The sequence below is a fragment of the Enterococcus sp. DIV0840 genome (genome assembly GCF_050527835.1).
In the GTDB taxonomy this organism is placed as follows: Bacteria; Bacillota; Bacilli; order Lactobacillales; family Enterococcaceae; genus Enterococcus_L; species Enterococcus_L ureasiticus.
Genome location: NZ_CP172876.1, coordinates 2747453 through 2766992 on the forward strand (window position 1 = coordinate 2747453; position 19540 = coordinate 2766992).

The following is a 19540-nucleotide window of genomic DNA, read 5'->3' on the forward strand; positions in this document are numbered from 1 at the left end:
CCTATTCTTCTTTCATACGAAGATATCCTTTAAATAATTGAAGATCATCTTGTGTTGTCAACTTAATATTTTTATCAGAGCCCACAGCAAAATAAAGAGTCTCTCCCAGATCAACCATCATCGTATTTGTGTAGGATGACTCTGAAATACCGATACCTTCTCTAAAAGCCTTCTCATAAGCCCAAACAAGCTTGTCGAATTGGTATGCTTGTGGTGTAGATACTCTGCGCAACGTTTCTCTATTAATATATTGTTTCGTTGTTTCTTCTGTTTCTTTAACAAAAATTTGTTCGTTATACGGTAAGGAAGTCACTGCATTACCAAATTCTTTACATTTTACGATAACATCTGATAACACGATTTCATCCACCAATGGGCGAATACCATCATGAATAACAACAGTATCATCTTCTGTCGAATGTTTTTTTAGAAAATCAACACCATTTCTAATGGATTCTTGTCCGCTATTTCCGCCTTCAATGATCCATGCTAATTTATCGATATGATATTCATTTGCGTAAGCATATAATGTGTCTTCCCAGCCTTTCTTGCAGACAACTAAAATTCTATCGATCATAGGATGCTTTTGAAAAGATTCCAAGGTATAAATAATAATTGGTTTATCTTCCACCATAATGAATTGTTTCGGGATATCTTGTCCCATTCTCTTGCCAACTCCGCCGGCAATAATCAATGCTGTAATCATTTATTTTTCCTCCTTCAAACTTTCCACGCAATAGTATGTTCCTTTATATTGTTTATACGTGTGTTTTGTATCTATCAAGACTGCTTCATGATGCGAAACGCGATCTTTCTCATCCGGCAGCTCCATATAGTTACCAAAAACTTGTGTCAAATAATTATCATACCCGACTGGTACAGGCATATATGTATCTTCAAAAGGAAGGTAATCTGCCTTTTTAAAATCTGTTCTCTTGTATATGTTTCCCATGTATCTTGGTCCTACACAAAGTTCAGTCACAAATTCACAGGTATCAAAATCATATTTTGACATTTGTCTGCTCGCAAATGACCAAATAATAAAACGACCTTTTTTTGTAGGAATTAGCTTCAACAATACTTTACTCCCAAAAGCCAAAATACCGCCATGCTTTTCTGGAACAACTTGTGAACAAAACAATGCATAAATAAGCGCCCATACTTTTTGGATTTTCCTTTTGATTGTTGAATTTGGTGCACCATCTAAAGGGAAAATATCGATGGGCAACCCGTGTGGAATATCTAAATGTTCTTGATAGGGTTTAATAAATGTTGTATCGTTTGCTCTGATCGTTGTAAACGAATTATGATCAATAAATGTCTCTGACGGTCTTAGAATCGAATACTTTTCTAAATCAGCGTTTTCTGTCCATAAATCATAAAGTTTTTCATAATCTTTACGCGGCATAAAAAAATCCAAATCATCATCCCACGGTATGAATCCTTCATTTCTAACTGCCCCTATGCAGCCGCCACCGCAAAAATAACAAAGCAACTGATATTTTTCACAGAAGCTAACGAAGTATTTAGCCATTTCCAAATTGATTTTTTGGATCTCTTTAATCTGCCCTGTATTTTCTATATCATTCATGGTTTAATACTTAGCTCCTTAAAACACTTAAATTTTTTCAAAAATACACCTTGTCCATTCTCTCATATCTAATAAAAACTTTCAATAACTTGCCTAATATCTTAATATAACTGTAAAGTAGCTCTGTTATTTTTTTTTCAACTTTTGTATTTGCTTAGATACTTTTAATGAAAAAATAGAAGAAACTGTTACATAACTCAATGAGTTACGTACCAGTTTCTTCTTACTTTATAATCTATCTCTTTTCAAATGCTCGACTATCCATCCATCCAATGGTCTTTCCATCTATACTAAATTGATAGGCTGTTATTCCTGTTGATATTTTCCCAATATTTGTCACTTTAACTGCTTTATTAGCATATAAAGAACCCATTCCTAAAAATTCACTTTCAACACTTGTATTATTAGGATGCGTATATAGCCCATGTTTTTTCGCTTCTGCCTCTGGGCGTACATAAAGTGATAAGTTGGTCGATTCTAAAGTTACTGTATCTAAATCTGGCGTAAATGCGCGATGGTCCATCCACATTGTTTGCCCATTTAATGTAAATTTCAGATAAGTTGAGCGGCTTGTTTTGGTAGAACCTGTGATTTTCACTTTTTGGTCTGCAAACTGATTACCCATTCCTAAGAATGTTATTCCCGGTTTCGTATTGTTTACGTCATTATATACTCCGTGACCTTTTGAGATATTCTCTGGAAGGATTTTTGCAGCATATCGATAATTTTTTTCTTCCAAAATTTTATCGTAACTTATAAATGCTCGGCTATCCATCCAACCAATGGTCTTTCCATCTATACTGAACTGGTAAGCAGTTACACCTGTTGATATTTTCCCAATATTACTCACTTCAACTGCTTTGCCTGCATATAATGAGCCCATTCCTAAAAATTCACTTTCAGTGCTTGTATTGTTAGGATGTGTATAGAGTCCATGTTTTTTGGCTTCAGCCTCTGGAAGCACATAAAGTGATAGTTTAGCGGACTCTTTATTTACCGTATCTAACTCTGATTTAAATGCTCGATGATCCATCCACATTGTTTTTCCGTTTAATGTAAATTTCAAATAGGTTGAGCGGCTTGTTTTGGTAGAACCTGTGATTTTCACTTTTTGGTCCGCAAACTGATTGCCCATTCCTAAAAATGTTATTCCCGGTTTTGTATTATTTACATCCGTATACACACCGTGTCCTTTTGAGATGTTCTCTGGAAGGATTTTTGCAGCATATCGATAACTTTTTTCTTCCAAAATTGGGTCATAACCGATAAATGCCCGGCTATCCATCCAACCAATATTTTGTCCATCTATACTGAATTGATAAGCCGTTACTCCTGTCGATATTTTCCCAATCTTGGTCACTTCTACTGCTTGATTGGCATATAAAGAACCCATTCCCAACAATTCATTTTCAGTGCTTGTATTGTTAGGATGTGTATAGAGTCCATGTTTTTTGGCTTCAGCTTCTGGACGAATATGGAGCGATAATTTAGTTGGTTCAAATGCCACAGTATCTAAGTCGGAAGCAAATGCTCGACTATCCATCCACATTGTTTTTCCGTTCAATGTGAATTTCAAATAAGTTGAACGACTTGTTTTTGTGTATCCCGTAATTCTTACTTTTTGATTTGCAAACTGATTGCCCATACCTAAGAAGGTTATTCCTGGTTTAGTGTTGTTCACATCATCATAAACTCCATGACTTTTAGATTTTTCTTCAGGAAGAATTGTTGCGGCATATTGATATTTTTTTTCTTCTACAATTGTGTCATAACTAATAAATGCTCGACTATCCATCCAACCGATTATTGTTCCGTTTATGCTGAATTGATAAGCTGTTACTCCTGTCGAGATTTTTCCGATGTTTATTACTTCAACTGCTTGACCAGCATATAGAGAACCTAAACCTAACACTTCATTTTCAGTACTTGTATTATTGGGTTGTGTATACAATCCATGTTTTTTGGCTTCAACTTCTGGACGAATATAAACTGATAGACTTGTCGGCTCCACGCTAACGGTATCTAGATCTGGCGTAAATGCTCGTTGATCCATCCACATTGTCTGACCATTCAATGTGAATTTCAAATAGGTTGAACGATTCGTTCGTGCTAAACCTGTTATTCTTACTTTTTGGTTTGCAAATTGATTTCCCATACCTAAAAGGTTGATTCCTGGCCCGGTGTTATTTATACCATCATATACCCCATGTTTTTTGGAGTCTGACTCTGGAAGAACCTTGGCAGCATATTGATATTTTTTTTCTTCTAATATAGTGTCATAAATTTTCCCACTTGAAAAACGTCCAGTATAATCTTGGCTTATATCAAATCTTCCAATACCAGAAGTTACACCAGGAAACACCAATTCAGAAGACCATTGCCAAGCTGCAACACCCCAACTTCGATATAATTCATCATTTATCGTAGGATTATAAGGATAGTTGGCCACCCAGATATTTCCTGGACCTAACACAGATATATCTAAAATATTTGGGGTAAACCATGATCCCATTGAGTAGTGAACTACGTTATAGAAACCTCTAGCATTTAATTGTCTTGCAAATGCTAAAGAATTAGCAGTTATTTTTCCATTATTCATCGCAGGCTCTTCAGCGTCATTGACCATTATCGTATCTTTTGATAATCCCATTTCAATAGCACGATCCGCAAAGTAGTTGGCTTCGGCTATAGCACCTTGTTCTGTTGTAAAATGGCTGTAGTGAAACACAGATGCCTTAATTCCTTGCGCTTGGGCATTTTGAACTTGATTATATCTTTCTGGATTTGTATAGGTAGTACCTTCAGTCAATTTTACAACTACACCGGTAACGCCATATCTTTTCAAAATAGAATAATCATTTTGACTTAGCGCGCCATTCCAAGATGAAACATCAACAAAACTTTTAGTCGGTCTGCCAGCTTCGTCAGCTGAAATCAACGATTTTGTTGCTCGACTAGCTATTCCAGACCTTGCATGAGCTCCCATCGGTTTGTTCATTTCTTCTGTAATAATTACTGTCTCTTCATTATTTTCAGACTCAGAAGAAGAACTAGTTTTTGATTCTTCACTTGGATTAGTTGTAGTAGAAACTTCTTGTCCGGAAGTCTCACTTGTCATTTGTTTAGACTCTGATTCCGAAGAACTTGTACCGAATTGTTCGGTTGCAGTATTGCTTGAGTCTTCAATTTCAGATGTAGTTACAGCATTTACTGTTTGTTCTGGGAAAAGTAGTATTGCGGAAAATAGAATACTTAAATATACTTTTTTCATTAATTTAGCTCCAATTCTTTAATTTGTCATTTTCAATCTATGTAAATAACATGTTTACTACAAGGTAAAGCTATGTCTTACTTTCATGTTAAAATCTATAAGAAAATGCTATTTTCTAAGCATTCTCTTATAGATTCTCCCACGCAATTTATTTGGCATAATACAAATAACCGTATGGACCATCGAAACTGTTAAAAAATCATTTAAGTTCCCTAACCCATCTCGATAGATTCTTTTTCTAGCATCGATTCCAGGTATAAGGTACTTTAATCCACCTCGGCGATTATACATATCTAAACCAGTTCGAGCAAAAACTAAATATTCAGGCAAGTTTCTTCCTTGATACTCGCTTTTTAAAAGCCGCACCCATAAATAGTAATCCTCAAAACCTGGCAAAGGCTGATAATTTCCAACCTCAAGGACTGCATCTCTTTTGAACATTATTGTCATATGATTAAAAGGATTTCTCCGTTTTGAATAAGCCCTGATTGCCTCATTACTTTCAGGCATATGTTTCTTTGCAAGTACATTATCAGGAGTTCCTTCAAATTCAATGATATTTGAACCTAAGATAGTTAACGCTTCATTCTTCAAAAACTCTTGATATTGCACTTCCAAACGGTTTTCTGCCATGATATCATCTGTGTCCATTCGAGCTATCAACGAATTTCTGCACTTTTCTACTCCAATGGCCAAAGCAGTGCCTAGGCCTTGGTTCTTATCCAAAGAAATCACTGTTAGTTGGTCACCCAGCTTTTCTTGATACTGCTGAATGATTTCATATAACTCATCCGTTAGCGGACCATCTTCAACTAAAAGAATTTCTTCTGGTTGAGCGGTTTGATTGATCGTACTTTCCATAGCTTGAATAAAGTATTCTGGTTTCTCTTTAACATAGATCGACATTAATACACTAACAGCTATCTTTTGCATTTTTTTCACTCGTTTCATTTAAATAAATCAATTTTATTTTCACTTAAAAAAGAAAGATCTTTCTCACTACGTTCAACTTCTTCTACTCCTTGCGAAGATACCTTATCAAATAAAATCTTGATTGTTTGCAACAGTATCTTTAGGTCCAGCATCAAAGAATAGTTTTTAATATATAATAAATCGAAATTCAACTTACTATTATAATCCGACGCGTACTTTCCATAGACCTGTGCATAGCCTGTAATGCCAGCTCTTACGTTATGTCTTAGATAATACTGCGGATTTTCACTATTAAATTGATCAACAAAAAATGGTCTTTCTGGTCTAGGACCAACAATTGCCATATCTCCACGTATAACATTGATCAGTTGAGGTAGCTCATCTATTCTTAGCGCTCTTAAATATTTGCCCACACCTGTGACCCGGCTATCATTACTTGTAGATAGTACTGGACCTGATTTTGCTTCTGCGGTTGCAGACATTGTTCTAAATTTCAAAATAGGAAATTCTTTTTGATTTAACGTAATTCTCGTTTGCTTATAAATGATTGGACCAGGAGAAGTTACTTTAACAAGAATAGCTGCTATCAGCATTAAAGGAGATGCAATAACTAACAAAACAAAAGACAGAACGATGTCAAATAATCGTTTAATGAAATTGTCTTCACCTTTTATTCTAAAGTCCGAAACTTCAATAATACTTTCATCTTCGAAGTTCATCATATTAGGTTTCAACATGATTAAATTCTCAAAGCTAGTATTTAAAAACAGTTTCTTTTCAGCCTTTGTAACGAGTTTATAAATTTTGAATTTTTCATTTTCATCAATGTGGCTGGAAATATAAACAATATCGATTTGATCCAACAGTTTCGTTAGGTTTTCATAATAATGATCCACAATAACGGTTGTAACTTGGTGTTTTTTATTCTTATAACTAACAAAATTTTGAGCGGCTGAGACAACACTTTCTTCCGTACCCAGTATCACGACTTTTTTTATTGAACTGACTTTCAAATATAAAAAATACACCAGGATTCTCCAAAGGCTCAGCAATAATATACTGACAATAAATGTATAAATCAGTACCGACCTTGGAAAAGTAAACCAGCGACCAGCGAATGTTATGGTCATTATAAACAGAATCGTTAAAAACTGTCCGATGACGGTCACAAAAACAATGTCATTGATCGTTCGATTATAAAAAACATACGCACCCAACAACAAATTTAAAAAGATAAAAAATAGCGAGATGTAAATAGCAGACTTTTCATATGAAACAAAATTATATGAAGGAATGTTAAATCCAAATTTAATCCAAAATCCAACCAATACAGAAAAATTGAAGACCAAAACATCTACAATAATAATCGCAATTCGCTTTGCATTATTCCATTCATTTTTAGTTGACATTTTTAACTTCCTTCCTAAAAATATGAAGTATTGACAAGTTTTTTACTAGAATACTGTTTTTAGTAAAAAACTCCAAGTCTCATGTTACCACATTGAGACTTAAAAAAAAACAACAATCTGACATGCCAATCAATAAGCTCCCCTTTGACCAGATATGAAAATATCCCGCTATTTACGGGATATTTCCTCTTTCTTTTGTAACGCTATCCCAACAAACGAATACACAATAGGGATCCAATAAATTGCTAATAGTGTCTCTTCCATCGTAGATTGGACACAGATAGCTAAAAATCCTAAAAATAAGCTAACCTGGAAAAATGAAAGGGGTGTTTTTTTACGTATATTTGAGCTTAGTAAGTATAAAAGTACGCCAAAAATGAAGATATAGCCAATAATGCCATAATTCCCTAAAACATAAATAAAGCTATTATGGGTACCTAATGACTTCCAAGATGCGGTAAATGGTTCCATACCAATCAACATATTCTGAGAACTAGAAAACCATTTCTCAAAAAACTCCGTCCAAATTCTTTCTCTTCCAGTAAACAAATTAAGCGTATCAGATTTTGAAAAAGCATAAAAGACGATTGGTCCTAAAATAAACATTAAGCTAAAACAAGAAAGCAGTACATAATTATTCTGAAGTATTTTTTTAGGTACCACATTATCAATGATTATAAATAGGACCAAAGCGCCCAATGAAGCTTTTGACTGACAGACCCAAATCGCCATCAAACCACCAATATAGATTGGAATAACAAGTAATTTAAAGTAGCCAATTTTGAATGACTTGATTAAAATCGTCAGCATTACCACCGATAAAAGCACGGTCATTCCAATTGTATTAGTATTGATCCAAATGGCTTCTAACTTGTTGCTATTTTTCCAAATTGCATCTGCAGGTACTAATTTAGGCAATTCTGTATAAATCCGATACAAGGTGACCCCTAAAGAAATACCTGTTATTCCCCCAAGCAAACCAAAGTCCAGCTTTGTAAATTTTGTCTTTTTAAAACAAAGAAGGAAAAGAATAATCAACGGAATCGATGCATTGATAAATCGATTACTATGTCTTATCGAGGAGGTCACTGTATAAAATATAAAAATACCACCTGCTAAAAGAATAAGTATCCAGTCATTTTTACTTAGTTCTTTAACTTTTAACAGCAAAACTAAGGCAATTGCTACCGCTAAAAGATACACACTGTTTTCATAAATAAACGAAGTTGTTTTTGTCCCAATTCCGACCACCCACATCAAATATGAAGCAGCAACAGTAACCAGTAAAACTAGATTACTTACTCTATTTAAGATTTTATCCATATTAACATCCTTTCAATAGACCTCTCAATTAGTAAATAACTTGATAAATATAAGCACTATTCGTATCTGGTCCATATAACTGTTTCAACTGAATCGTTTCTGTAGCCAATTTATCGATATTCTCATACGTAACTAAATAGGTGATATTGTACTTTTTCAGATCTTCCAGCCCTAATCTGACCACAAAGGCATCCGCATTCAACAGTTCGAATTGTGGTTTATTATTGCCAACTTCTACGTAAATATGAGAGTATCGGTTGTAAATATCTTCATATTTTCCAGTAGGATCAAGCGGTTTCCAAGACTCTAGATTAGGTGTAAATGCCGTACCATTGAACGTGTGTACACCCAGCATTGGTAAGTAGGCATGCATCATACGTTCACCAGCCCACACCTGATTGGGATCCTGCTTCTCTATTTCCATCACTGATTGCGCAATTTTTTTCTCATAAACAGCATTTACGCCTTTAGCTACAGGGTTTACACCACTACCTGTGAATAGAACAACTCCTAGCAGTAATATCGAGAATAAATATTTTCGTTTGTTTAGCAGAAGGAAAATAAGTACTCCCGCTAATAGTAAAATCATGATAATATCCATCTTACTCAAATATAATCTTAGATTTCCTTTATATAAGGCAAAAAAGTACAAACCAAGATTAACAGCAATAATCAAAATTTGAGGAAGCACAGTTAATTTCTTCTGCTCCCAAATAAATTGAATAAACCAAATACTTAGTAAGATCGCTGAAAAGCTAAAAGCCAGATACGCTCGTTCTTCTGGTACATATGACCATAGCGTGATCTTCGCAAAAAATGTTGGGAAACGGACGCTCATCCATACTAAGTTAAATACACAGAACATGAATAAGAGGAATCCATAAATATTTTCCTTGATTTTCTTATAGAATACCCATGGTGACACCAATAATATAACGAAAAAGAAGTGATAAAAACTACTTAATTCCGAATTATTGCTATAAACGACATCTTGAAATCGCATCTTCCAATTCGTTAAGAATAGAAAAATATCTTTTTTAGCAAAATCACCGCCAACAGACACTCTATTTCCGGGATAGATCGTATGCAAGACACCCATAAGTGAGTCCCAAGAAGTTATCAGAGAAACCGAAACGATCAAACCCGTAATAAAAATAGCTAAGCCAATCGAAACAGCATCAAACTTATCTAATTTCACTTTATGACGAAAGTCTATAAAAAATGCAACTAAGAACAGCAGAATCAAATAACCAAATGGTACTTGAAGAGCTGGATACAACACAAGAATAAAACCTGATGCACAAATACTTGCTAGTAATGAAAAGAATATCCGCCAGCGTTTATTTTCATGATAGTAAAAGTAATTATAGAGCCCAACTAAAAAACCAAAAGTAAAAAAGACCAAATCTCCAACAGGAGAAACAAACCACCATTGAATCGCAGCTGAAAAAGGAATCCAAACGCTTGTTAAAAGCGCTAAATACTTGTTTCTCTTTGTCAAAATTAGTCCTATTTCAAAAGACAATAACATCAAACCTATCAATTTAAGGCCCCAATACCAAGACAAGCCTCTTTCTTTTCCAAGAAGAACATAGCCCCAGGTAAAAGGTTTAGCAAGGGTTGCTAAATTTAATGCTGGGGAATTGTACCCAATAACCATATTTTGACCATCGATTGTTATCATTTCATTATGATTTTTTAAACCAGTTTGAGTTTGCGAGAGACTGTATGGTGTTTGAACCATCCATTCATCTGATCTTATCGGCCGTGGCTTACCAAAAATCACACCTTGTTTCTCTGCACCATCAGTATAATCAGAAACATATTCATCCCACATATTGATCGAGCTACCATGTAATTTGAAAATCAAAATTAAAATAAGCGCAAGTAAAGCAATCAAAAAACGAGCTTTGATTAGTTTATCTATTACTATAATAAGCTGATGCTTTAGATTGTTTCTTTTTTTCTCTTCTACTTGATTGATTTCCATCTCTAACTCCATTTCATCGTCACAAAAATTATTGACCCCGAGCCTAGTCTCTATAAGAAAAATTAGGTATTTCTCTTGTAAGATTAGGATTATAAAACGGATCATCTTCGATCAAAGTTGACCATTTATGTTCCATCATCGCTTTTTCTTTTTCAAAACGTTTTTTCTTTTTCCCTTTATCATCATATCCTCTTGTTTGAGATTCAAAATGATAAAGTTCTGCTTCATGAAGCCACATGTTATCTCGACCCAATTCTTTTACTTTTAAACATAGATCGACATCATTAAACGCTACAGTAAAGTCTTCATCAAAACCAGAAACTGCGTCAAAATCTTGTTTTTTCATCAATAGACAAGCTGCTGTCACAGCTAAATAATCGACGTTCAAAGCTAATTTCCCAAAATAACCTAAATCACCATGTGGATAGCCATAATGTCCGTGGCCTGCAATTCCACCCAATCCTAAAATCACACCAGCATGCTGGATCGTGTTATTTGGATACAATAGTTTTGCACCAACACAACCGATTCGTTCTTGCTGAGCAAAAGAAACCATTAGTTTAAGCCAATCAGCGTTGATCACTTCAGTATCATTATTTAAAAATAACAGATACTTGCCGTTTGTATCTTTTGCCGCAATATTATTGATTTTAGAAAAATTAAATGGAATATCGATCACGACTACACGAAAACGAGTACCAAGTTGCTCTTCAAATGAGTCATAAAGTTCTTTCATCTTTTCATCTGTACTGCCGTTATCCGCGATAATGATTTCATAGTTTTTATAGGTCGTTTTTTCAATGATTGAAGAAACACAACGTTTAACATCTTTGTACCCGTTTTTAGTTGGAATAATGATCGAAACTAACTCTTCGGATTCGATATCGTAATAAACATCATATAATCCATTTGCCCGACCATGAGTAGCATGACCTTTGATTCCTCGACGAACTAAAGCATCTTGAACCGCTCTTAGGCCGGCTTCAAATGCGTAACCTTTTGACGATTGATCAACCGCAGTTGATGTCGGTAACATACGCCAGTGATATAAAACTTTAGGAATATGTTTGATGCGTTCACTTGTTGTTTTTTCAGTAAATCGAAGGACTAGATCGTAATCTTGAGAGCCTTCATACCCTTTTCTAAAACCACCGATTTCTTCAAGAATCGTTCTACGATAAACACCCAAATGAGAAATATAGTTTGTTCCTAATAATAAGTCTGGCGACCAATCTGGCTTAAATGATGGATCTGAACGGTTTCCTTCCATATCGATTTTATCTTCATCACTATACAGTAGATCCAATTCAGGATTTTCATTCAATGCTTTAACCACTTCATAAAAAGCGATTCTCGGTAGTTCATCATCATTATCTAATAATGCCACAAATTCTCCAGTAGCTAATGCTAATGCAGAGTTTGTCGCTTCACTGATATGACCATTTTCTGGTCTAAAAACAACCTTGATACGTTCATCAGAATTACTATAATCCGTTAAAAGTTCTTTTACTTTAGGATCTGTCGAAGCATCATCTGCCATACAAAGTTCCCAATTTGAATAATCTTGAATTAAAATAGAATCAATACAACGGCGCAACCATTTTTCTTCTACATTATAAACGGGCATAGCAATCGAAATTTTAGGTTGATAGTTAAACGAACTGATTTCAGCTTTGATTTGCTCAAAATCGAAATGCTCATTTCTTTCCAACCAACTTGGGTAAGACGACTGATTTCTGATTTTTTCGATTTTTACTCGTTGAATGGTACTTTTGATGCCATTTCTTTTTAGGTAACTAATGCCTTTATGTACTTTTATCATCAATCTTGCCATCTTATCTTCAGTACCAGGAATTAGAGGATGTTTTTTCGCTAAGTCGATCCATTCTGTTTTGCTTGACTCCAGATCCTCTGAAACAAAACGGACTTCCAATTTATTTTTCTTTTGGATGCCTTCTAATTTTAGTTCAAATCCAGCTAAGACATCTGGATTTACCTCATAAATCTGATTGACATCTTCTCTTAAAACACGCTTGATGTCAAAAGCCAGTACTTGCTCTTGATTGTTGATTGAAATAACTGGTGTGGACTTTGAATTTATATTCAAAGCCCAGCCAGTGATCGTTAAGTTGTTCGTTTGTTTCTCTCGATAGATACTATCAATAATGATCTTTATCTCATCGTTCATGTTTTGCTCTCCTTGTATTTAGAGGTACGTTCTCCATTATCTCTATGCAACCAAAGTTGCAAAAATAATGGCTCTCCTTATAATTAAAGCTCTGAAATTACTGACGTTTTGGATTTTTATAACGATCGACTAGATCTTTTTCAGACCACTTATCTGTTAAAGTTTTGAAATTACCTTTTTTATCAAGATTTTGCTTTTTCTCTTCCGCTTTGAAGATAGCATAAGAACAATAGATAATTTTTTTATCCAGTTGTTTAGCAAATTTCAAAGATAAATCTACGCCCATAACATCTTTACCCAAGTCTTCGTTGATACCTGAAACCGCAAGATAATCCACTTTTCTGAAAATCATACACGTTTCAGAAACTGCTTGAACATTTCTTGGTAAAGCGATGCGATAATAATAGCCTAAGCTCTTTCCAGGCGTTCCTTGTTCTGGATAAATTAGACGTTTTTTCTCTGTATCGATAGAAATACCGATGTTTTCGATACGGTAACGATGATCGACTACTCTTCCTGTTACGATCCCAGCTGTCGGTTGTTGTATCATATTCATCATCTCAACAAGCCAGTTGCTTTTTGTTGGAACTAAACCAGCATCTAAAAGAACCGTGTACTCACCTGTACTTGATTGAACCAATTCATCTCTTGTTCGACCATCACTATAAACAATCTTATTACTAGATGATTTGATTTTTTCTTTCAGTGATTTAGGTAAGATAATATCATAATTTTCATAGATTGTTTTTTCAAGTAATTTTTTCAGATAATCATTGAGATCAGCCGTATCATTGGTAATTACGATCGATACTTTTGGTACTGTATCATAAATATAATTGATTTTATATGAGCCATAAAACTCAGCAATTTCAACATTTGCTTTGATATTGCGACGATCCATTGCTGCTTGCACAGCACGTTGTCCTGCAACATATGCGTACCCTTTACTTTCAGGATTCAAAGCCGTTGATGATTCAATCGCACGCCAGTGATACATCATGCCTGGAATGTGAGCAATATTTTTAGCATTTTCAGTCGCACGTAAAACAAAATCATAATCTTGTGCACCATTAAATTCTGTTTTTAACCCGCCCGTTTTTTCTAATAAAGAACGTTTTACTACAACGAAATGTGTAATGTAATTATGGTTTAAAATCAGTTCAGAATTCCATTTTGATTTATAAAATGCGTTGAAACGTTTGCCGCTTTCAGTCACTTTATCTTCATCTGTATAGATAAAATCGATCGTTTGATCTTCATTTAACGCTTTAACAACTTCATATAACGCTTGTGGTGCTAATTCGTCATCATTATCCATAAAGCCGATATAATCCCCAGTTGCAATCGTTAATGCTGAGTTTGTCGCTTCTGAGATATGACCATTTTCTTCACGGTAAATCACTTTGATTCGATCATCTGCATCCGCATACTTTTTAAGTAAAGGTTTGATGTAGTCACTTGGTGAAGCATCATCGGCTAAACATAGCTCCCAGTTCTCATAATATTGATTTTGAAGAGAAGACACACATGCATCTAACCATTTTTCTTCCACATTATAAACAGGAACAGCCACAGAAATTTTAGGCTGAAATTCAAAGGTTTTGATTTCTTCTAAAATAGCGGATGGATCCACTGGTGTTTCTTGTTGCTCTTGACGTTTGAAATACCATTTCATTGAACCGATCAGTCCACGTGTCTGCACGGAACGCATTGCACGTTGGATTTTATTACCTGGCTGAACCATATTCGGTTTTTCTAGGCGATATTGTAATTTACGACCATTATTAGCAGCAACATTTAATGTATAGCTTGGCTGATCTTCAGGATCGATTACATCAATCACAAATCCATACTCTTGATCCCCTTTTAGTTCAAACATGTCAATAACGTCTCTTCTGTATTCTCTTGTTACAGAATATTCAACAGTTGTTTCAGCCGATACTTTAAAATCAATAGGTAACTTATCTTCTTTAGAATATGCCCAACCACGAATCACAGTTTTTTTCTCTTCAACATGACGAACGATGTCATCAATATTAAGTGAAACCAGCGAATCAAATTTACTGATTGAGACTTTCTTATAATTTGTCATTTGCTTTTCACTCACCATTAATCCTGTATTTTTTGACTGACTATTTTCCGCTTGTTGCTCAATTACATAATCAATCAGTCCATGAACCGTATCAGAAAAATTGCCTTCGTATTTGTAGTCAACTGTGATCGTCATTGTTTTTCCAACGATCTTTTTATCGTCTACTTCCATGACTGGTACTTGATTGTCAGAGAAAAAATACTGTGTTTCTTTGGTATAAATAGCATTTGTTGCACTCGGTTGTACTATGGTCCCAGCAACAGCCAATTCTATATCTACTACTGCTCCTGTCAGGCTCGGAAAAATTTTTAATAACTTGATATTTTCAGGTATATCGATCGTAAAAGTTTTATTTTCACCTGATACGTTATTAAGCTGAACATCAAATTCTTTTTGCTCTAGCTCACCGCAATCATACAAGAAGTGAATATTCTTTCTATAGCTTGAATTTTCTGGTATTGTGCGGATCGGATGTTCCACAGTTTGGGCAGAAAGTGCGTAAAAATACTGATAGACTTCCCCAAATGGACGTGCTTTAAAAGCAGCACGAACTTCCACTGGCAAGTCTTCATAGTTAGATTCAAGTTCATTATAACCAACTTCATTGATCGTAAAATCTTCTTTGGCAATAAATAAACCAATTTCTTCAAAAAGTTTTTCAAAGCCGCTTTGAACAAAGAAAGACTTATGCGTTGCATCTAATAGTCCTGTTTCACGCCAATCTAATTTATTATTAAATAGATCGATCAAAACAGAATTATGGGCAATATTTGGAAACGTAATCAAGATTTGACCTTCTGCACTTAAAAAAGGCTTCACTTTCATAAGCGCATTTTTAGGATTCATCAAATGCTCTAACACATCCGCAAAAATAATATAGTCAAAGGTTTGGCCTTCAAAATGTTTCGTCCAAGCTTCTTCATCGATATTGCCATAAAATCCGTCATTTGAAAACTCACTAACGTGATCATATAGTTCTTTATCAAGTTCAACGATTGCGACATAACAATTTTTTTCTTCCATCAAATATTTCGTCATTCGGCCATTACCTGGCCCAAATTCTAATACTCGACTATTTTCTTTAATTTGGGCAACGATTTTACCAACACTAGTACTCTCGTCAACTTCCATTTCAAAATCATATTTCATCTTTAATAGTATCCTTCCATTCATGATCTAAAATGACAATGCCTTCGCCTGCATAGCGACCGCTAATAAACATGTTCAGGTATTTCGTTTTATAAACCAAAGGTACTGTGGCATGTTCTTCAAAGAACGCAATATCAAAATAATATTCGCCTGTTAAAAGAGACATTTTTCCATACTCCAGATAAAAAACGTTTTTGCCTTTTTTCCAAGGAATTTTGACTCCATCTAACAATGTATTTAATCCGCATACGTAATTATTATCAACGGTTCGAATAGCTACACCACACACAGGTGACTTGATCGTATCATTTTTAACAGTATACTCTAATTTTACAATGACCTTCTCATCTTGAGTGACGATTTCTAATGGCTCCAGAGCATAATTTAATAAGGTTGCTTTATCGATCTCGATAATATCTGGAACAGTTTCTTCATTTCGAATTGTTTTTTCACGATCAACAGTTTTGATCGATTTTTTCTTCAAGAAATTTTCATAGTTTGTTGTTACGTCCATTGTATCCCCGTATTCAACAACTTCTCCATTTTTCAACCAAAATGTTCGGTCACAAAAACGGCGAACGGAATTCACATCGTGAGAAACAAAAAGAATTGTCTTACCGGAATTTTTGATTTCAGTGAATTTCTCCATACATTTCAGTTGAAACTCTAAATCTCCTACTGCCAAGGCTTCATCCACGATTAAAATATCAGGATCAACATTGATCGCCACAGCAAAAGCTAAACGAACAAACATCCCGCTTGAATAAGTTTTTACAGGTTGATATAAGTGATCGCCAATATCAGCAAACTTGATAACATCATCTACTCGTTCTTGCATTTCTTCTCTAGAAAATCCTAAAACCATTCCATTTAGAAAAATATTTTCATAACCTGAATACTCAGGATTGAATCCTGAGCCTAATTCTAATAACGCTGAAATTTTCCCGTTGATTTTCATAGAACCAGAAGTTGGTGTTAAAACACCTGTAATTATTTTGAGGATCGTTGATTTACCAGAACCATTTTCTCCAACAAATCCGATCATTTCACCTTTTTCAATTTGCATGGTGACATCTTTTAACGCATAAAAAAGATCATGATACGTTTTCTTCGTTGGACTAAGTGCTTCTTTAAAACGATCAGACGGTTTTTTATACATGTTATATGTTTTTGTTATATTCTGTATATCGATTGCATATTCTGACATTATTTACTCTCCTATACGTTATAATACATCTGAAAAATGAGGTTTCAAACGTCTAAATACAGTTGAACCAATTAACAAAAGAACAAGAGTAAAGCCCCAAAAATACAAACCATACTGCCAACGTTCCCAAAACCAAGCGCCACCTGTAAATGAATCACGATATCCTTGCACGATGTAGTAAAGTGGATTTAGTTTTAAAATTTTTACATACCACCCAGTTGGGTTCCATAAAATTGGTAATGTCCACATAATCGTTTGCATTGCTACATTGATAAATTGCATGATATCTGGTAAAAAAGGCTGTGTAGAAGCTGTTAACCAAGTAACCCCTGTTAAGAAAATGATTAAACAGAATAAGTAATAAATCAATTGTAAGCCTTGCCATGTCGGATAAATACCACTTAATGACGTAATACCAAAACCAATCACAATAAAAAAGAGATGGGTATACAAACTTGACAAAATCTTCGATGTTGGCAAAATTTGTACATTAAATACTACTTTTTTCACTAAATAGCTATATTCTCTAAAAACATTTGTTGCAGACATCAATGAGTCTGAGAAAAAGAACCACGGTATCAAACCCGTCACTAGATATACGATAAACGGATACTGCTCATCGGCACCACGTTCACGAATTTGCGAAAAAACAAACCAATACGTCAACACAGTAACTAGAGGTGTAATAAATGCCCAGATGATTCCTAGTGCAGAACCTGCATACTTTGATTTAAAATCATTAAATGAAAACTGCACCAACAGTTTTCTATTTTCAAAAATATTTTTAAAAATGGATAGTGTTTCTCGTATCATTGACTCTTTTCCTTTCCTATTCCATCGCTTTTATATTTCTACTAAAAATAAGCTGCATAACATTACTAGTTTAAAGAATATGCACACTTTTTTCAAGTTATGTAAGTATTTTCTTAAGATTTAAACTCTGAATGTTGATTTTAAAGGCTTTTTATTTGGCAATTTGGATAATAGCGATCCCTAAAATGATGACTCCAGTTCCGATAACCGTGCCAAGTGAAACTTGTTCTTGCAAAATAAGTTTAGAACCTATTAACACAGCAATATTTGTAAAGGCAACACCCATCGGAACAATATAGGACACTTCTGATTTACTAATGATGACCATCCATAAAACAAAACTAAACATATAGCATAAAAATCCTATGATCGTTGTAAAAGACATGGAAAAAGAAAAAACAGCATTCGTGATCTGAATTGAATTTGCTTGCGAGCCTAACTTCACTAAAATCAAACCTGAAGTTGATAAAACGACATATATTAAGAATAATAACATTATTTTTTCTCCTTTTTATCTTTCAACATTGAAAGTTCTTGAATTAACAGTTTTATTTGATTTTGCTGCTTTGATAACAAAGCGGAATTTTTGATTTCGATAAGTAGCAAAACAAAGATTGCCGCGATCAATAAAAAATTAGAGGTTGTTTCAAAGCCTAGCAAATTACCTAACCATTCTGGTAATTTAGGAAAAATAGCACAGATCACTAACCCAGCAGATATAAACAACCATCTAATCGCATTTTTCAACAAGAAAATATTTTTATTGATCGAACGAATAATATAAACAAAAAAGAGCAACGAGAAAATCAGCATTTCAATTCTTAAAATCGGACTCATTAGTCTCCCTCCCGCATAAAACCTGAAACAATGATCGCAATACTTACTTCAAACATGTATTTGATGGAAGTAAATGAACGAATCGAGGATTGTCCACCAGATCGCTCCATCATATTAACAGCAACTTCCTTGATTTTGAATTTCTTTTTAAGCAAATGCACCGTTGACTCAGGTTCAGGATAACTCGTCGGATATTTTTTTGAAAAATAAGCGATGATACCTTTATTACAAGCCCGATACCCAGAAGTTACATCATAAACTTTAGTCCCTGTTGAAAGGTAAATCAAGAAAGATAGGATCTTAATTCCTACACGGCGCATAAACGTTGTTTGAAAGTCAGCTTTTTGGTTTGGTAAAAACCTTGAGCCAATCACGAAATCCGCTTCTTTTTTTATTATTGGCTGTACGACAAAATCTAAACTGTTGATGTCGTGCTGTCCATCCCCATCAAACTGAACAGCAACATCGTAATTATTTTCTTCCGCATATCGATACCCTGTTTGGACAGCTCCACCGATTCCTAAATTCATAACCAAATGAACTGCATTAATTTCATTTTTTTCTATAATCTCTTGAGTTTTATCTGTTGAACCGTCATTGATTACCACATAATCAATGGTATATGGATAATTATGACTATTGTCTTTTTTGAAATTTTCAATAGACATTATTGTATTTAAAATATTTTCTTCCTCATTATATGAAGGTATAATTAATAATATTTTCAATTCATCTTA

At 34.4% G+C, this 19540-nt stretch carries 14 protein-coding genes; all 14 read right to left on the bottom strand.

All coding sequences use genetic code 11. From position 1 onward, the window contains the following. Position 1: 1 nt before the first annotated feature. The gene (locus IGL98_RS13100; RefSeq protein ID WP_206843527.1) at positions 2–706 is read right to left on the bottom strand and encodes an IspD/TarI family cytidylyltransferase; all 705 of its coding nucleotides are present in this window, start codon (positions 704–706) and stop codon (positions 2–4) included. Continuing rightward, entirely contained in the window at positions 707–1591 is an 885-nt protein-coding gene (locus tag IGL98_RS13105; RefSeq protein ID WP_206911801.1) for a LicD family protein, read from the bottom strand. A 235-nt stretch (positions 1592–1826) separates the two neighbouring features. Continuing rightward, positions 1827–4862: a GW dipeptide domain-containing protein gene (locus tag IGL98_RS13110; protein WP_206843522.1), complete on the bottom strand. Its 3036-nt coding sequence runs from the start codon at positions 4860–4862 to the stop codon at positions 1827–1829. A gap of 108 nt (positions 4863–4970) precedes the next feature. Then, complete coding sequence (locus tag IGL98_RS13115) at positions 4971–5795, bottom strand: glycosyltransferase (RefSeq protein WP_206843519.1); 825 nt, start codon at positions 5793–5795, stop codon at positions 4971–4973. 14 nt (positions 5796–5809) lie between these two features. Next, the gene (locus tag IGL98_RS13120; protein ID WP_206843517.1) at positions 5810–7204 is read right to left on the bottom strand and encodes a sugar transferase; all 1395 of its coding nucleotides are present in this window, start codon (positions 7202–7204) and stop codon (positions 5810–5812) included. A gap of 168 nt (positions 7205–7372) precedes the next feature. After that, positions 7373–8527 carry an EpaQ family protein gene (locus IGL98_RS13125; protein WP_206843514.1) on the bottom strand — a complete coding sequence of 385 codons (1155 nt, stop codon included), beginning with the start codon at positions 8525–8527 and terminating at the stop codon, positions 7373–7375. 28 nt (positions 8528–8555) lie between these two features. Next, positions 8556–10517: a DUF7657 domain-containing protein gene (locus IGL98_RS13130; protein ID WP_206911800.1), complete on the bottom strand. Its 1962-nt coding sequence runs from the start codon at positions 10515–10517 to the stop codon at positions 8556–8558. Between the two features lie 43 nt (positions 10518–10560). Further along, the gene (locus IGL98_RS13135; protein ID WP_206911799.1) at positions 10561–12705 is read right to left on the bottom strand and encodes a glycosyltransferase family 2 protein; all 2145 of its coding nucleotides are present in this window, start codon (positions 12703–12705) and stop codon (positions 10561–10563) included. Positions 12706–12802: 97 nt separating this feature from the next. Further along, entirely contained in the window at positions 12803–15946 is a 3144-nt protein-coding gene (locus IGL98_RS13140; protein ID WP_206911798.1) for a glycosyltransferase, read from the bottom strand. Further along, on the bottom strand, positions 15936–17153 hold the full coding sequence (locus tag IGL98_RS13145; RefSeq protein WP_206843505.1) for an ABC transporter ATP-binding protein: 1218 nt from the start codon (positions 17151–17153) through the stop codon (positions 15936–15938). The genes IGL98_RS13140 and IGL98_RS13145 overlap by 11 nt, the downstream gene beginning before the upstream one ends. A gap of 18 nt (positions 17154–17171) precedes the next feature. Then, complete coding sequence (locus tag IGL98_RS13150) at positions 17172–17966, bottom strand: ABC transporter permease (protein WP_206843504.1); 795 nt, start codon at positions 17964–17966, stop codon at positions 17172–17174. A gap of 151 nt (positions 17967–18117) precedes the next feature. Beyond that, on the bottom strand, positions 18118–18462 hold the full coding sequence (locus IGL98_RS13155; protein WP_206843502.1) for a hypothetical protein: 345 nt from the start codon (positions 18460–18462) through the stop codon (positions 18118–18120). Further along, on the bottom strand, positions 18462–18803 hold the full coding sequence (locus tag IGL98_RS13160) for a DUF2304 domain-containing protein (protein ID WP_206843500.1): 342 nt from the start codon (positions 18801–18803) through the stop codon (positions 18462–18464). The genes IGL98_RS13155 and IGL98_RS13160 overlap by 1 nt, the downstream gene beginning before the upstream one ends. Next, positions 18803–19531, bottom strand: coding sequence for a glycosyltransferase family 2 protein (locus IGL98_RS13165; protein WP_206843498.1), 729 nt, complete (start codon positions 19529–19531; stop codon positions 18803–18805). Before IGL98_RS13165 ends, IGL98_RS13160 begins: the two co-directional genes overlap by 1 nt. Positions 19532–19540: the final 9 nt, after the last annotated feature.

Coding starts and splice junctions, on each gene's coding strand:
- IGL98_RS13120 (WP_206843517.1), bottom strand. CDS start 7,204: ATGTCAACTAAAAATGAATGGAATAATGCAAAGCGAATTGCGATTATT.
- IGL98_RS13140 (WP_206911798.1), bottom strand. CDS start 15,946: ATGAAATATGATTTTGAAATGGAAGTTGACGAGAGTACTAGTGTTGGT.
- IGL98_RS13110 (WP_206843522.1), bottom strand. CDS start 4,862: ATGAAAAAAGTATATTTAAGTATTCTATTTTCCGCAATACTACTTTTC.
- IGL98_RS13145 (WP_206843505.1), bottom strand. CDS start 17,153: ATGTCAGAATATGCAATCGATATACAGAATATAACAAAAACATATAAC.
- IGL98_RS13160 (WP_206843500.1), bottom strand. CDS start 18,803: ATGAGTCCGATTTTAAGAATTGAAATGCTGATTTTCTCGTTGCTCTTT.
- IGL98_RS13135 (WP_206911799.1), bottom strand. CDS start 12,705: ATGAACGATGAGATAAAGATCATTATTGATAGTATCTATCGAGAGAAA.
- IGL98_RS13105 (WP_206911801.1), bottom strand. CDS start 1,591: ATGAATGATATAGAAAATACAGGGCAGATTAAAGAGATCCAAAAAATC.
- IGL98_RS13155 (WP_206843502.1), bottom strand. CDS start 18,462: ATGTTATTATTCTTAATATATGTCGTTTTATCAACTTCAGGTTTGATT.
- IGL98_RS13100 (WP_206843527.1), bottom strand. CDS start 706: ATGATTACAGCATTGATTATTGCCGGCGGAGTTGGCAAGAGAATGGGA.
- IGL98_RS13130 (WP_206911800.1), bottom strand. CDS start 10,517: ATGGAAATCAATCAAGTAGAAGAGAAAAAAAGAAACAATCTAAAGCAT.
- IGL98_RS13150 (WP_206843504.1), bottom strand. CDS start 17,966: ATGATACGAGAAACACTATCCATTTTTAAAAATATTTTTGAAAATAGA.
- IGL98_RS13125 (WP_206843514.1), bottom strand. CDS start 8,527: ATGGATAAAATCTTAAATAGAGTAAGTAATCTAGTTTTACTGGTTACT.
- IGL98_RS13115 (WP_206843519.1), bottom strand. CDS start 5,795: ATGCAAAAGATAGCTGTTAGTGTATTAATGTCGATCTATGTTAAAGAG.